The 15,710-nt window shown below is 65.8% G+C and carries 10 protein-coding genes; 2 read left to right on the forward strand and 8 right to left on the reverse strand.

Annotated features, from left to right (window positions below; genetic code table 11):
* Positions 1–32 precede the first annotated feature (32 nt).
* Complete coding sequence (locus tag ACQY4Y_RS15640; RefSeq protein ID WP_428491529.1) at positions 33–1,607, reverse strand: gamma-glutamyltransferase; 1,575 nt, start codon at positions 1,605–1,607, stop codon at positions 33–35.
* A gap of 185 nt (positions 1,608–1,792) precedes the next feature.
* On the opposite strand from ACQY4Y_RS15640, the gene ACQY4Y_RS15645 reads away from it, so the two are divergent.
* Positions 1,793–2,599 carry a DsbA family protein gene (locus ACQY4Y_RS15645; RefSeq protein WP_428491530.1) on the forward strand — a complete coding sequence of 269 codons (807 nt, stop codon included), beginning with the start codon at positions 1,793–1,795 and terminating at the stop codon, positions 2,597–2,599.
* An 18-nt stretch (positions 2,600–2,617) separates the two neighbouring features.
* Here ACQY4Y_RS15645 and ACQY4Y_RS15650 read toward each other — a convergent pair whose 3' ends face one another.
* The 7 genes from ACQY4Y_RS15650 to ACQY4Y_RS15680 all read right to left on the reverse strand — a co-directional run bounded on the left by ACQY4Y_RS15650 (position 2,618) and on the right by ACQY4Y_RS15680 (position 14,508).
* Complete coding sequence (locus ACQY4Y_RS15650; protein ID WP_428491531.1) at positions 2,618–3,574, reverse strand: peptidyl-alpha-hydroxyglycine alpha-amidating lyase family protein; 957 nt, start codon at positions 3,572–3,574, stop codon at positions 2,618–2,620.
* Positions 3,575–3,903: 329 nt separating this feature from the next.
* A complete protein-coding gene (locus ACQY4Y_RS15655) occupies positions 3,904–5,223 on the reverse strand; it encodes a glutamate--tRNA ligase (protein ID WP_428491532.1) in 1,320 nt (439 codons plus the stop codon).
* On the reverse strand, positions 5,220–5,597 hold the full coding sequence (locus tag ACQY4Y_RS15660) for a hypothetical protein (protein ID WP_428491533.1): 378 nt from the start codon (positions 5,595–5,597) through the stop codon (positions 5,220–5,222). Before ACQY4Y_RS15660 ends, ACQY4Y_RS15655 begins: the two co-directional genes overlap by 4 nt.
* Positions 5,598–5,625: 28 nt before the next feature.
* Complete coding sequence (glgX, locus tag ACQY4Y_RS15665; RefSeq protein WP_428491534.1) at positions 5,626–9,909, reverse strand: glycogen debranching protein GlgX; 4,284 nt, start codon at positions 9,907–9,909, stop codon at positions 5,626–5,628.
* On the reverse strand, positions 9,906–11,351 hold the full coding sequence (gene glgA / locus ACQY4Y_RS15670) for a glycogen synthase GlgA (protein WP_428493650.1): 1,446 nt from the start codon (positions 11,349–11,351) through the stop codon (positions 9,906–9,908). The genes glgX and glgA overlap by 4 nt, the downstream gene beginning before the upstream one ends.
* On the reverse strand, positions 11,351–12,616 hold the full coding sequence (gene glgC / locus ACQY4Y_RS15675) for a glucose-1-phosphate adenylyltransferase (protein ID WP_428491535.1): 1,266 nt from the start codon (positions 12,614–12,616) through the stop codon (positions 11,351–11,353). The genes glgA and glgC overlap by 1 nt, the downstream gene beginning before the upstream one ends.
* 578 nt (positions 12,617–13,194) lie before the next feature.
* Positions 13,195–14,508 carry an MFS transporter gene (locus tag ACQY4Y_RS15680; RefSeq protein ID WP_428491536.1) on the reverse strand — a complete coding sequence of 438 codons (1,314 nt, stop codon included), beginning with the start codon at positions 14,506–14,508 and terminating at the stop codon, positions 13,195–13,197.
* 392 nt (positions 14,509–14,900) lie between these two features.
* Here ACQY4Y_RS15680 and ACQY4Y_RS15685 point away from each other — a divergent pair, with 392 nt between their 5' ends.
* Positions 14,901–15,683 (forward strand): SDR family oxidoreductase, encoded by a 783-nt coding sequence (locus tag ACQY4Y_RS15685; RefSeq protein WP_428491537.1) that lies wholly within the window; start codon positions 14,901–14,903, stop codon positions 15,681–15,683.
* The last annotated feature ends 27 nt before the right edge of the window (positions 15,684–15,710 follow it).

Raw genomic sequence — 15,710 nt, forward strand, 5'->3', positions numbered from 1 at the left:
CGGTTGGCGCCCGGCGCAAGTCGGTGGTTGAGTCAGTTGGCGCCCAGCGCCAGGCCGTATTGTCGTGGATCGTTGGCCCAGCCGCATCGGCCGTTCTCCCCTGGCAAATACTGTCCACAGGCGATGACGTTGGCGCGTCCCGGATCGGGGACCGGCACCGACATCGGACGATCGGTTCTTAGCGTGTTGATCAGCGCGTCGGCGACCGCGAGCGGAGCCCCCGCCTGACCCGACCCGGCGGCGGCGGCTCGGAACGCCTTGATGTTGTCGTTCCACACCAGTCCGGCCGATAGCAGCGGCGGCGGCACGGCGGCGGGCGAGGCGGCGGCCAAGAAGCCGAGGCCGGGCATGATGCGCCCGGTGCCGAACAGGTTGTTCATGGTCAGCGCGCAGGCCACCGAATCGCCATACCGATCCAAGGTGACGAAGCTGGTGGAAGCGGGGAACAGGGTCGGTTCGGGGCTGGGCAGGTCATGCGTGGCGAGCGCCGCCTCGGCGGTGATGCCGCCGGCGCGGAAGCGCGCCACCACGGCGAGGGCTCGGGCCATCGCGGCGGTGGTGTCGTTCGGTTTGCGGGCGAGAACGTCGAACGCGGCCTCGGCGCCCAATCCGCCGTCGGCAGGCGGCGGCAGGAAAGCGACCTTGTCGTTGCGGTAATTGCGCACCAGCGGGTGCGCGAGCTTGGGCAGCGCGCCGCGCAGGTCGGAGAACTGCAGCGGGCCGCCGATCTGGGCCGAGGCGACCTCGATGCGATGCGCCAGGTTGCCCTGATACATGTCGCCAACCCCGGCGGTGCGGATCTGCGCCAGGGTGGAGGCGAGGTCGGGCTGCTGCAGCAACTGTCCCTCGGTCAGCACCTGGCCGTCGTGGCTGAACACCGCGCGGGCGTTTGGGTCGGCCAGCAGCGGGCCGGACACTACGGCGAGGTCCTTGGCCAGGGCGCGCGATACCGGCACGCCGGCGCGGGCGAGTTGCTCGGCCTGTGTTACCATCGAGTCGAACGACTGATTGCCGTAGCGCGCTTGCAGCAGGAACAGGCCGCGCACCATCAGCGGCACCGCGGCAGGGCGATCGGCGTCGGCGCCGGGGCTGGCGGGGGCGGCGGGTGTGAACATCACCGCCTCGGGCAGGCCGCGGGCGGTGGATTTGGGGTCTGGTCCGTAGGCGATGCAGGCGCCCCCGCCGCCCAGGCCGGCGCGCGAGGGGTAGGTAACCGCCAGGGTCAGGCCGACGGCGACCGCGGCATCGGCGGCGGTGCCGCCGGCGGACAGCATCTCACGCCCAGCGAGCACGGCGCGCGGCTCATCGGCGACGACGCCGCCAAGGAAGCCGGCGACGTAGCCGGGCTGGCCCGGGGGCGGGCCGTTGTTACCCAGCACGCTGCTGGTGACACTGTTGAGAGTGGAACAGCCGGGCAACAGGGTCAGCAGGGCGAGGCAGACTCCGGCTGGACCGATGCGCCCCAGGCGGCGGGTCGATTCGGTTGGAGGCGTGGCGGCCGGCCAGGTTGCTGCCGACAAGGTGGCAGACTGCGGCGTCGGGGACTGCGGTGTATCCATTATTGTGCCGCGACGCATTTTATTCATCTTGTCGGTCTCGCCAGCCATCGGGTTTTCAATCGTGGAATCGCCGATCCAGGGGACCGCGTTGTAATCTCAAGCGAGGTTGCCATAGACGGCTTCGGCATCAGCGGCAACCACACGGCTGGGCGGGGGTTGGGCGGTTTGACTTGCGTCGCGGCTGGTTCCGAGGCTTAACGCGAGGACACCGCCGTCCGGTCGAGGAACCTGCCATGATCCGCCTGTTGCTTTCCGCGCGACCGTCATTTGGTCATAGGCTTCGAGGCCCAAGGCTTGGCGGTGTGGCGCTTGGCGTCGTGACGCTTGGCGGTGTGGTGCTGTCGTCGATGTTCTGCGTGAGCGCGTCCAGGGCGGCGGAGTTCACGCCGGCGCAGCGGGCGGAGATCGTGTCGATCGTGCGCCAGGCGCTGAAGCAGGACCCCTCGATCCTGCGTGATGCGGTGGTGGCGCTGCAGGCGGACGAGGGCGAGCGCGGCCAGCAGGCCTCACGCGTGGCGATCGCGCAGAGCCAGAACCAGTTGGTCACGCCGGCCGACCCGGTGGCGGGTGACCCGCACGGCGACGTGACGATCGTCGAGTTCTTCGACACTCGCTGCCCGTATTGCCGCAGGCTGGAGCCAGTTATGGATAAACTGCTGGCAGCCGATCACCGGGTTCGCCTGGTGTACAAGGATCTGCCGATTCTTGGGCCGGCCAGCGTGCTGGGAACCAAGGCGCTGTTGGCGGCTCAGCAGCAGGGCGCCTATGACAAAATGCGCGAGGCGGTGATGCAGTTGCCGCCCGACACGACGATCGGTCAGCTCGAGACGACGGCGCGCGGACTGGGGCTGGATTGGCCGAGGATGGTGCGCGACATGGATGCACCGTCGGTGCAGGCGCGGATCGATGCCAACCTGGCGCTGGCGCATCGGTTGGGGATTCAGGGGACTCCGGCGCTGGTGATCGGCGACAACCTGGTGCCGGGGGCGGTGAACCTCGCGGAGCTGCAGAAGGCGGTCGCCGAGGCGCGGGGCGGGTAGCGGCTGGGGCCGATCTGGCTATGTGGTTTTGCGGAATTTCCTCAGGCTTCGCAGGTTGTCGGGTCTTGGCTGGTTGGGGAAGGTCTGTGGCCAATTGGTCCAGGATACCTCACCGACGTAGATGTCGCCGTGGCGGTCGACGCATAGGCCGTGCGGGGACAGGAATTGATCGGGTCCGAGTCCCGGGCCGATGCCTCCGATCCTGGAGAGGCGTTTGCCGGTGTGATCGAGGATGGAGACCCGGGGGCCGAGATTGGGAACGTTGCGGTTCACCGCGGCGACCGGACCTATTTCTCCGACGTAACAGACTGGGCATTTGCCGGGCGGCATGAACAATCCGCTGGGGCGGTGCAGGTTGTTCCACTGGGTTTCGTACTTGCCGTCGGCGTCGAACACCTGGACGCGGTGGTTCTCGCGGTCGGCGACGTAGACCCAGCCGTCGGCGTCGCAGGTGATGTTGTGCGGGATGTTGAACTCGCCCGGATCGGTGCCTGGGCCGCCCCATGACAGCAGTGGCCTGCCGTCGGGAGCGTATTTGTGGACGCGGGCGTTGCCGTAGCCGTCGGAGACGTAGAGATCGCCTTGCGGCGACATCGCGGTGTGGGTGCAGCGGTGGAATGGATCGCCGCTCATGTAAGGGGCGGGTTTTCCCGGCGTGCCGAGGGTGAGCAGGATCTTGCCTTCGGTGGTGCACTGGCGGACGGTGTGGTCGGCGTCGTCGGTGAGCCACAGGGTTTCGTCGGGGGCGACGAAGACGCCGTGGGCGCGGGGGAAGATGCCCTCGCCCCACGAGCGCAGGAAGTTGCCGTCGCGGTCGAGCACGATCATCGGGTGTTCGCCGCGGTTGAAGACGTAGACGTTGTCGTGGCTATCGACCCCGATGCCGCCGATTTCCTTGAACGACCAGCCGGGGGGAAGTTTGGCCCAGTCGTCGACCGGTTCGTAGGTGAAATCGCCGCTGCCCATGGTGGTCATTTTGGTTTCCCCTGTTGATTGGTCCGAGGGGAAGCTTGTCATGGGGGGTGCGGTTCGGCCAGGGCGTCGGCGGGGGGCGGCTCTTCCAAGGCATGGCGATGAAAGCTTTGCCGTTTAGGAGAAATCCATTGGGGGACAGTAGATTCGAGGAAAGCGCGGTATCGCTTGGGCGTGGCCCGTTTCCCCCCGGTCTGCTAATAGAGCGACTGAAGCTGAGCAACTGCCGCCCCTGCGCAAACCTCAGCCGCCTTCGCCAATACGTAATGTTGGTGAAATTTCAGCGTACGTTCGCTGCGAATCGAGTATCGCGGGGCGGCCAGACTAACTGCTCAGGCCGCTGCTATCGCAAGCCGGCTTAGGGCGCGCGACCGGCCGATCAGCGGCAGCAGGTAGGCGAGATCGGGGCCAGTGTCGTCGCCGGTCAATGCCAGCCGCAACGGAGGAAGCAAGGCATTCTCCGGGCGGCCGGTATGGCGTCGCAAAGCGGCGATCCAAGTGTCCCAGACCGCGCTTTCCCAGGGTTCCGGTGGCAGCAGCGTCCCGGCGGTCAGCAAAAGGTCGCGGGCGCCCTCGATCCCGGGCGGCACGATGATGCCACTGACCACATTCCACCAGACACGTGCCTCATCCAACAGGTCTAGGCTGCCTCGGATAGCCAACCAGAAATCCTCAGTGGCGCCAGGCGGTAGGCGATCGGCAACGGCAGTGAAATCCAGTTTCCCGAGGACGCAGCGGTTGATTCGCAGCAGCGCGGCCGCATCGAAGCGCGAGGCCGCGAAGTCTGCCGGTTGCAGCCGCCTCGCCAATTCATCGAGCGTCAGGGGGTCGCCGTATGGCGCCCCCTTGCCGCACAACCAAGCAGCGAGGACCACGGGTTCGATGCCGTCGTGGCGCAGGCCGCGCAGCGGGGCGTTGCCAGTTCGGCGCCGCCCGGCCTTCGGCTCATCGCTGAGAGCGGGAACATGGCCGAAGCGCGGTTTTCTCGTCCCGCCCAGGACTTCGAACAACTCAATCTGGATGGCCGTGTTTCCCGTGCTATCGTCGCCGCGGATAATGTCGGTGGTGGCAAAATCAAGGTCATCGACCACACTGGCGAGGATCGGCGTCGGATGGCCGTCGGGGCGCACCAGCACGGGGTCCGAGACCGCGGACAATGCCGCCTGCCGCGGGCCAAGGATCAGATCGTTCCATTGCAGCGTTCGGCCTGACAGCTTGAGCCGCCAGTGCGGCCGCTTGCCGCCGGCCTCGGCGTCCTGACGCTGCTTTGCCGTCAGCGAAAGCATCGCCCGGTCGTAAATCGGCGGCTGGTTCCGCTTGCGGCGAAACTCCCGCTTGGCCATGAGTTCCTGCTCGGATTCAAAACACGGGTAGAGCAGTTTGTCGCCGATCAGGCGGTCAATGGCGGGCTGATAGACTGCCATTCGTTCGGATTGGCGAAACGAGCAATGCCAATCGATGCCCAGCCAGCGCAGGTCCCGAATGATCTGGTCGACCTGGGCGGGACGCGAGCGTTCCGCATCCAGATCGTCCAGCCGCAGCAACATCTGGCCGTTGCCGCGACGGCCGAGCAGGTCGTTGGCCAGAGCGATGCGGGCGCTGCTGATCGACAGATTGCCGACCGGAGCTACTGCAAAGCGGACGCGAATCACGCATCATCCTCGTCGAAATCCGGATCGATGTCGTCGCGGCGCGGGTCGAGGGAACGCCAATCGCGATCTTCCTGACTGGACCGACTGTCAACGAAGTCACCGAGCTCGGTTGCACTTTTCCAGCCGCCCTCGTCGGCATTAATCACGACCGCGTCTTCACCGAAGGCAAACCAGGCTTCCAGCAAGTCCTTGGATGACATGCCGGGAACCCGGCAGCGTTCGACCGAATCGCGAACATAACGGCGGGCGAACGCATTGGCATGCATCAGGGTGTCGAAGCCGCCGACTTCCTCGGTGATGTTGTCTTGCGCGCCGCCGGACAGGTCCAGGATACGCACGCGCCAGCCGCCGTCAGGCGCGAACAGGTCGCTCATGATCTCGACAGTGGGGAAATGCTCTTGTTCATCCCGACAAGGTACGGTCCGAGGTGGGCTGAATCAACCGCGCCCGCGAAACGGCGCCAGCGCGTGATCGCAGCGCGTCCAGGATGGCGCGGGCGAGGGGAGTTCGAAACAAATCGGCAACGTCAGGAGTCAGCCGCCGACGCCAGTTCGGACGTTCCCGGTCGGTGCCGGGCAGGTTGACCCCGATCCTTTCTCCAGCCAGGTCGTCGGCCTGCACCAGCGCCAGCAGAGCCGGCGTGGCGGCGACGAAAGCGTGCACCGCGGCGGCGAACGCCACCGGCATCTTCTGACGCGGATCGACCGCCTGGGCCAGCCACCCCTCGCTCCGCAACAACTGGATCAGGGCGGTCTTTTCATCGTCGCGAATCTGCTCGGCCTGTGCATCGTCCAGTAGTGACAGGGCCCGCTTCTCGGCGATATCGGTGCCGTTCCACCAGCCGGCCAGCGTTGCGAGGTCATGCGTCGAGACGCAGGCGGCGGCCAGCCGGGGCCATTCCGCCGCCGGTCGGATCAAGCCGTCACGGCGGACGAACCACAGCACGCTGTATGACAGGATGTTGGCGGCGGCCAACGCCTCCGACATGCCTTCGGGGACGGTGCCCAGATCCTCGCCGACCACTAGGCAGCGGGCGCGATGGCTTTCCAGCGCGACCTGGGCGAGCAGGTCGGGCAGCGGATAGGTGACATAGGCGCCATCCTTGCCCTCGGCACCCTCCGGGATCACGAACAGGCGGCGCAGACCCATGACGTGATCGATCCGCAGCGCACCGGCGTGCCGCATGTTGGCGACCAGCAGTTGCTGGAAGCCGCTGTAGCCATCGCGCCGCATGGCGATAGGATCGGGTGGCGGCAGGCTCCAATTCTGGCCTTGGGCGGCGAACGGATCGGGCGGAGCGCCGATCGACGCGCCTCGCATCAGGGTGTCCTGCGCCGACCAGGCCTCGGCGCCGTCCGGAGCGGCGCCGACCGCGAGGTCCCGGTAGAGACCCAGGGACAGGCCGGTCTCGGACGCCGAGGCGGCGGCGGTGGCAAGTTGCTGGTCAGCCAGGCATTGCATGAAGGCGTGGAACTCGATTGTCTCGCGGTGCTGGGCGGCGAAAGCAGCGACCGCCCGAGCGTCGGGATGGCGCAGTGCCGTGGGCCATTTCTTCCAGTCGGAGCTGCCCCGGATTTCCGCGATCGCCTCGAACGTGGCGAAGCGAAGCAGCGCGGGCGGGATCGGTCGGCTGTTGCCCGGCCTGAGGGCGGCGCGCAATACCGCGCGTTTGGCCTGCCAGACGGCTGCATAATCGACCGGGCCGGGCGGCGAGGGGATGTCGTCGCCACCTGGAAATCTGGAGACGTCGATGTAGATCGGGTCTAGGAACCGCCGATCGGACGGTTGATACGGGCTGGCTCGGTCCCGATCGTGCGGAAACAGCGCGTGCAGCGGGTTGAGGCCGATCATTGAAGCGCCGGCCTTGACTGCTGCCGTCGCCAGCCGCGTCAGGGTGGTGAAGTCGCCGATGCCCTGGTCACCAGCAGACCGCATTGCGTAAAGATGCGCCGAAACCCCGAAGCGCCGCTCGCCGTCCAACAGTTCCGCCGGCAGGTAGCAAGTGTCCGGCGCGACCGTCAGGTGGCAGGGCCGCTCTGGCCGATCCTCGTTCAGGATGCGGTGCCGTCCGATTGGTTGCGGCGGCAGAACCAGGTCCTTGTCCTGGGTGTGGAACCGCTCCACACTGTGGTCTTCGCGCAGCAGCGTGATCCAGGCTGGGCGGGATTGGCCGAGGCGGACAGGGATGGCCTGCCCCTGCCGGGCGGTCAGCACTGGCGGTAGCGGGGAAAGCAGGGCGAGCCGGGCCAAACTGTCGTTCAGGTCGTCTGGGGTTGCCGCGGGAAGCCGCATCGCAGCCAGCAGGGCACGCTTGGTATCGACCGGCACCCGGTGATAGCCGCCGCCGACGTCCCACCAGATCGGGTCGATGCCGGCCATCGCGGCAATCCGGTCGAGCTGCGCATCAGTGGTCTTGCCTGATGCCGGTCGATGCAGCGCTATTTCCACAGACTGTCCGGTGCCGCGGATCCGACCTTGCGCCGCGCTGCTGGGTTCGCCCGCGTCCAGGCTGCTCGCCACGCCCTGGGTTTTCGACGCGGTAGGGTTTTTCGGCGCGCCGATATACCCCTGGGTGTCGTGAACGGACAAAGAAGAGTTGGCCGCGCCGCCCAGGTGCGGTTGCGCCGGCTGGGGTGTCGCGTTCGGCGGTAAATCGGCCAAGGGGTCGGACGAGCGCTCTGCTTTTTCCTGGAAAACGGTTACCGATCGTGGATTTATGGTGAGGTGTTGATCCACCGCCGGGCCGTTTGTCACCCCACGCCAGAAATACCCCGGCCGCGCCGCCGGTAGCATGATCTCGATCGGCGTATGGTCGGCATGGAATACCAGTGCCGTACGCAGGCCGGCGGCATAAGGCACGGCGATCAGCGTGCGGCTGGCGGCGTTGTTCCAATCCGGCACGGTCATCGCGGCACCATCGGGGGCATGCCACGTCACGTCTTGTATCACATCGCCGTCGGCCGGCTGGCCGGTAAGTTCGCGGCCGTCGAACAGCGGACCCAGCGAGCGGCGCAGCGAGATCAGAGCCGCGGTAGTTTCGATCAGCGCGTGATCGGCGGACGCCCAGTCGATCCACGATCCGGCATTGTCTTGCGCGTAGGCGTTGTTGTTGCCGTGCTGCGTTCGCCCAAGCTCGTCACCCATCGACAGCATCGGCGTGCCTCGGGACAGCAACAGCGTCGCGAGCAGCGCCCGCGCGTCGCTTGACCGCGCTGCCGCGATCTGCGGGTCGGAGGATGGACCCTCGGCGCCGTTGTTCCACGACAGGTTGTCGTCGGTGCCGTCGCGGTTATCCTCGCCGTTCGCCTGGTTGTGCTTTTGCTCGTAGGCAACCAGGTCGGCGAGGGTGAAACCATCATGCGCGATGACATAGTTGATGCTGCGGGATAACGGGCGCTGTCTCGCAGTACTCGGCGCGAAAACGTCGGCCGACCCGGCGAAGCGCGTGGCGAGCGCGCCGACCATGCTGGCGTCGCCGCGCCAGAAGCGGCGGACGGTGTCGCGGTAGCGGTCGTTCCACTCGCCCCAGCGTGGCGGGAACGCCCCGAGCTGATAGCCTCCGGCACCGATGTCCCAGGGTTCGGCGATCATGACGCAGCGCGACAGCACCGGGTCCTGCTCGACGGCGGCCAGGAACGGGGCGTCGGGGTCGAAGCCGCTGTCGCGGCGGCCCAGCGTGGTCGCCAGGTCCAGTCGAAACCCGTCCAGCCCGCCGTGGATCGCCCAGGCGCGCAGTGCATCCATTCCGAGCCGGAGCACGTGCGGGCGGTCCATCGCCAGGATGTTGCCGCAACCAGCATCGTTTGCGTAGCGTGAGCGATCCGCCGTCAGCCTGTAGTAGCCGGCGTTGTCCAGGCCGCGCATGGACAGGGTCGGGCCAAGCTCATCGCTTTCGCCGGAGTGATTCAATACAACGTCGAGGATGACGCTTAGGCCGGCGTCGTGCAGCGCATCGACCGCGGCACGGACCTCGGGCCAGCCACCTGGCGCCAGCCTTGGATCGGGGGCGAGGAAAGCGATCGGGTTGTAGCCCCAGTAGTTGGACCGGTGCAGCGGCGGCAGATGCCGCTCATCGACCCAGGCGGCGCTGGGCATCAGCTCCACCGTGGTGATGCCGAGCCGCGTCAGATGACGGAGGCTGGCGGGGTGGCCGAGGGCGGCATAGGTGCCGCGGATGCCTGCAGGAATGTCCGGGTTGGTCATGCTGAAGCCGCGGACGTGCAATTCGTAGATCACCTGGCGGTCCCAGTCGAAGGCTGTTCGTTTGCCAGCCGACGCGGGCGGTGTGGCGGTGACGATCGCCTTCGGCATCAGCCGTGCGGTATCGTCGTGGCGGGGACCATCGCCATCGAATAGCAGCGGATCGAGGCGAAACGGCCGGTCGATGGCGATCGCCCAGGGGTCCAGCAGCAGTTTGGCCGGATTGAACCGGTGGCCGCTGGCCGGGTCCCACGGGCCGTAGGCGCGCAGCCCGTATCGTGTGCCCTCCGGGACGCCGGCGATGTGGCCGTGGTGGATGGGTCCGGTACGGGCGGGCAGGCGGATCCGGGCGGTTTCCAGGTCAGCGGCGTCGAACAGGCAAACAGCGACAGCCTCGGCGTCGGGCGCGTGTATCGCGACGTCGATGCCATCGCCGAGGATGCTGACGCCCGGTGTGTCGGGGGAACCGGGGCCGGCCAGTCTCACGGCCGGTCCCCGAGCAGCGACTCGAACAGGGCGACGTATCGGTGGGCGGAGGCACGCCAGGACACGTGGGCCGCCATTGCGTTACGCTGCATGCGCCGCCAGGCGGGCTTGTCTTGCCAAAGCACGAGCAACGTTTGCAGCGCGTATCTCAGCGCCTGAGGTGTGGCCGGCCAGAACTGCAGGCCGGTGGCGACCCCCGCGGCCAGTGCGGCCGGGTTGGCGTCGATCACCGAATCCGCCAGGCCGCCGACGCGGGACACTACTGGGATCGCGCCGTAGCGCAACGCCGAAAGCTGGGTCAGTCCACAGGGCTCGAACCGCGACGGCACCAGCATGGCGTCTCCGCCGGCCTGGATCAGATGGGCGAGCACTTCGTCGTATCCGATCGTGCAGCCGACCGAGCCGGCGTGGCGATCGGCGGCGGCGGCAAAGGCCCGCTCCAGCCACGGGTCGCCGGAACCGAGCATGGCGAACTGCATGCCGTCGGCGACGAGAGTGTCGATCTGGTCCACCAGCATGTCCAAACCCTTTTGCGATGTCAGCCGGCTGATAACCCCGACCAGCAGTTTTTCCACGCTCTGGTCCAGGCTCATGTGCCGCTGCAGGGCGGTCTTGTTGATAGCGCGTCTGACGAGTTTGTCGCGCGTATAGTTGGCGGCGATCAGTGTGTCGGTCGCGGGATTCCAGATTGTGTCATCGATGCCGTTCAGGATCCCCGAAGTCATGTCCGCCCGACGGCGCAGTAGCCCATCCAGCCCCATGCCGTTGTCGATGCCGGTGATTTCGCGTGCGTAGGTGGGCGAGACGGTGGTGATTCGGTCGGCGTATGCCAGGCCGCCTTTCAGCAGGCTGACATCGCCGTGGTATTCCAGACCGTCCAGGCTGAAAGCGGATGTCGGCAGACCCAATCGGGGAAATAGGCTGGCCCGGTAGCGCCCCTGAAAGGCCAGGTTGTGCACCGTCATGACGGTGCTTGGCCGGGGGCCGGAATGGAAATGCAAATACACCACTGCCATCGCCGCCTGCCAGTCGTGCGCATGTACGATGTCGTATTCGAGGTCCGGGACGATCCCCGCCGCCAACGCTGCCGCCGCGGCACCGAGGCCGGCGAAGCGCAAGCCGTTGTCTGGCCATTCCTGGCGATCGAGGCCAAGATAGGGATTGCCGTCGCGCGCATACAGATGTGGTGCCTCCACCACAAGCAGGTCGAGCCCGGCGGCGTTGCCGCGCAACACCGCGGCGGGGCCGCCGAACAGGTCGGCAAAGCGATGAATGACAGTGGCGTTGCTTAATGCCTGCAGAACGGCGGGAAAGCCTGGCACCACCGTGGCGGTCTCGGCGCCGACTGACGCAAGCGCGAGCGGAAGCGCGCCGGTGACATCGGCGAGGCCGCCGGTCTTGACCAGCGGGTAGATTTCGGACGCGACAGCGAGAACCCGAATCAAGCCTGCAGGCGATCGATCATGGGCTGCGTTATCAGGCAGATGCCGCGCTCGGTGCGGCGGAATCGGCGTGCGTCGTCTATTGCGTCCTCACCCACCACCATGCCGGCGGGGATGCGGACGCCTTTCTCCACGATCACGTTGCGCAGCCTGGCACCGCGGCCGATATCGGCGTCGGGCAGGATCACCGCGTTCTCGACCCGAGAATAGGAATGCGCGTGAACGCCGGTGAACAGCAATGACTGGCGCAGGAACGATCCGGATACGATGCATCCGCCCGAGACCAGTGACGAGATCGCTTCGCCGCGCCGGCCGACTTCCTCGTGCACGAACTTGGCGGGCGGGTTGATCTCGGCGTAGGTCCAGATCGGCCAGTCGCGGTCATACAGGTCCAGGGCTGGGATGATGGCAGTCAAGTCTATGTTGGCTTCCCAATAGGCGTCCAGGGTGCCGACGTCGCGCCAATAGGCCTCACGTTCGGCACCCGAAGTCACGCAGGAGGTCTGGAACCGGTGGGCGACGGCTTTGCCGTGCCGCACCAGATAGGGGATGATGTCCTTACCGAAGTCCCGGTTGGATGCCGGGTCGGCCTGGTCGCGGCGCAACTGATCGATCAGGAACTTGGTGCTGAACACATAAATGCCCATGCTGGCCAGGGCGGCGTCGGGGTTGTCGGGCATCGGCGGCGGATCGCTGGGCTTCTCGACGAAGGCGATGATGCGGTCGGTGCTGTCGATATGCATCACGCCGAACGCGGTAGCCTCCATGCGGGGCACTTCGATGCAGCCGACCGTGACGTCGGCATTCTGCTCGATGTGCTGCAACAGCATGAGCGCGTAGTCCATCTTGTAGACGTGGTCGCCGGCCAGGACGACGATGTACTCGGGATTGTAGCCCTCGATGATGTCGATGTTCTGGTACAGCGCGTCGGCGGTGCCGGCGTACCAATTGTCCCCCGAACGCTGCGATGCCGGCAGGATGTCGAACCCCTCGTTGCGTTCGGGGCGCAGAAAGTTCCAGCCGCGTTGCAGGTGGCGGATCAGGCTGTGCGCCTTGTATTGCGTTGCCACGCCGATCCGGCGAATGCCGGAATTCAGGGCGTTGGACAGGGCAAAGTCGATAATCCGGCTCTTGCCGCCGAAATACACCGCCGGTTTGGCGCGCGTATCGGTGAGTTCCAGCAGGCGCGACCCGCGGCCGCCGGCCAGGACGTAGGCCATGGCGTCGCGGACGATCGGGGCATGCAGTCCGGGACGCCGGGGCATCACGTCCTCTCCGTTATAAACATTCTGGTCGATATTTGAACAATACCCGGCAGTGCAAAAACATGCCAGGGCGCGCGATGCCGAACGGCGAGTGACACGGTTCGGTCAGCGCCAGGCGTGACCGATAACCGCGACGGGGTTCGCGCGGCTTGCATCAACTTGACGCTGACCGCATCGGGTTGGATCCCCGGGAGGGCTCGATTCTGCGCCAACCGGTGGGGCCGCGGCTGCTAAGAGTTCCTCGGCTGAGCGAGGTTTGCGCCGGAGGTGGCCTTCTACCAGCCGCGAGCTTGAAACCTCCCGCTTCGGCAACGGCAATGACCTGACGAGGCTGCTCGACGCCACTGCCGCCTGCCAAATTTGAGTCGCATTCGCATTATGCCATCCTTCAAGGTCGGTCGGTTGAAGTTTTGCAGGAGCCCGAGCCCCCAAGCCGGAGCATTTGCTTGGAGGGTTTACTGTCATGCACGTCGCGTCGGCGCCGATACTGTCTGCTGGTTCAATGTCAACACGAAGATCGCAATCTGGCCTGATTGATGCGGCCCGGTAGTTGCGGCCCCGCGGATGACGGCGGCAGCTCAACCGCCCCTCCTCGGCAACCTCGCCGCACGCGGCGCGGTGCGCAGCGCGACGATTGCGATCGCCGAGACCAACGCGCAGCAAGCCACGTAATACAGCCCGCCGGAGAAACTGTTCGTGGTGGTCTTAAGCCAGCCAATCACCACCGGACCGACGATCCCACCGAAATTGGCGAACACGCTGATCATCGCGATCGCCCCCGCCATGGCGGCACCGCTCAGGAACATCGGCGGCACGGTCCAGAACATTGGTCGGGCGATGCCGATGCCGATCTCGACCAGCGTGACCGCGATCAAAGCCCATGCGGATGTCGCGTAGAATCCCATGCCGATCCAACCCACCGCGCACAAAACCAGCAAGGCCGAGAGAAGCGGGCGCTTGTCCTCGATGCGGTCAGCGAAATAGCTGCCGCTGATCATGGCGAAAATACCAACCAGCGACGGGACCGCGACGACCCATCCGACAGCGAAATTGCTAAACCCCCAGCCTTTGACGATCAGCGGTAGGAAATAGCCCATGCAATAGGATATCGAGCCAAAGCCAAAATAGGTAATGCACAGCAGCAGCACACGCGGATCCACCAGCCCCCGCCGAATGCTCAGTTGACTATGCGCGGCTTCCACCGAGGCGCGTTCCCGTTGCATCGTCGCCGCGAGCCATGCCCGACTCTCGGGCGTCAGCCAGGTAGCATTCGCCGGCCGGTCGGTCAGCAGGCGCAGCACGACGAAGCCCAGCACGATGGTCGGGATCCCTTCTAACAGGAACAACCATTTCCATCCGGCCAACCCGAGGGTGCCATTGAGCTCGAGCAGGCTGGTCGCCAGCGGTGCGCCCAACGCGCCGGACGCCGGAATCGCCAGTACCAGCGCGGCATTGACCCGGGCGCGATAGCCTCGTGGAAACCAGTAGGTCAGATACAGCAGCATCCCCGGGAACAGCCCGGCCTCGGCGGTTCCCAACAGGAAGCGCACCAGCAGAAAGCTGCGCTCTCCGGACACCAGTGCCATGGCACTGGCTGCGAGTCCCCAGGTGATCGCGATGCGTCCGATCCAGCGCCGGGCGCCGATCCGCTCCAGCAGAAGATTGCTTGGCACTTCGCACGGAATGTAGCCGAAGAAAAACGCAGCGACGCCAAGGGAGTAGGTGTATGCCGTAAGGCCGAGGTCCTTGTTCATCGTCAGCGCGGCGAACCCGAGGTTCACCCGGTCGATCAGGCTCAACAGGTACAGCAAGAAGACCAGCGGCAACAGACGCCAGGCGACGGTCCGGACCGTCGCGCTTTCGATATCCTCGACCACAGCTTCCCCCCTCAACCAACCGATCTCGTTGTCGAGATCGCTGCCTCGCGGCCCCTGCCGCAGTAGCCGACGTGTGCCGGCGCTTTTTGTTATCGCGGCAGCCCCCGCCGCGACGTGGCGGCAGTAGACATCGCCCCGAGGCGCTGGAAAAGCCGTCACCGACGATCCGGGGTCGGCACAAAGCGCGTCAGGCATGAACTTCGAGAAACCAGCCACCGTCCGTAGCCAACTCGCGCTCGGTGGCCTCAGGCTAGTTCGCCGCGATCCGTCTCAAATCCTCATCTGAAACACTCCCGTAACGACCAAAATATTGACTGAAATCGTCGACTTGCCCGGACCTTCAGGGCATACGTTGCATGCCACCGGCATCTCCCCCCAAACTCATGCGGTCGATAGGGAGAACACACATGGAAGTTCGTCTGGACGGCCGCAGCGCAATCATCACCGGCGCCAGCAAAGGCCTCGGCCTTGCCATGGCAAAGGAATTCGCTGCCTCGGGAGCGAACGTTGCAATCTTGGCGCGCAGCCCGGATTCGCTGGCGGAAGCCCTTGCCATCGCGTCCGAAGGCGCCTCCGGACAGGTCGCCACGTTTAAGTGCGATGTCTCGAAGGCCAGCGACATCGCCAAGACGTTCGATGACGTGGTGAAAAGGTTTGGCCAGGTCGATATCCTGATCAATAACGCTGGCATATCGCGCGCAATGCCATCCGAGCAGATCACCGATGAAACCTGGCAAGAGGACCTCGACCTGAAGCTGTTCGCGGCGATCCGGCTGGCCCGGCTGTGCTGGCCAGGGATGAAGTCACGCAAATGGGGCCGCATCATCAACGTATTGAACACCGGTGCCAAAGCCCCTCGTGCCAATGGCGCACCAACGGCGGTGTCACGCGCGGCAGGCATGGCACTGATGAAAGTGCTGGCCGGAGAGGGCGCGCCACACGGGATCCTGGTCAACGGCATGCTTGTGGGGTTGATCAACTCTGATCAGCACAAGCGCCGCCATCAGCGTGAGGGGTCAAACGAGCCGTACGAAGCGTTCACCCAGAAAATGGGCGCGAACGTGCCGCTGGGGCGTATCGGCAAGTCAGAGGAGTTCGCGGCGATGGCCTGTTTTCTTTGCAGCGATCACGCCGGCTTCACTACCGGGACAGCCATCAACATGGACGGCGGCGCCAGCCCGGTGGTGTGACCACGCCGGGTCCGGTCATTGCCGCTG

The organism is Rhodopila sp. (genome assembly GCF_965277165.1).
Classification (GTDB): domain Bacteria; phylum Pseudomonadota; class Alphaproteobacteria; order Acetobacterales; family Acetobacteraceae; genus Rhodopila.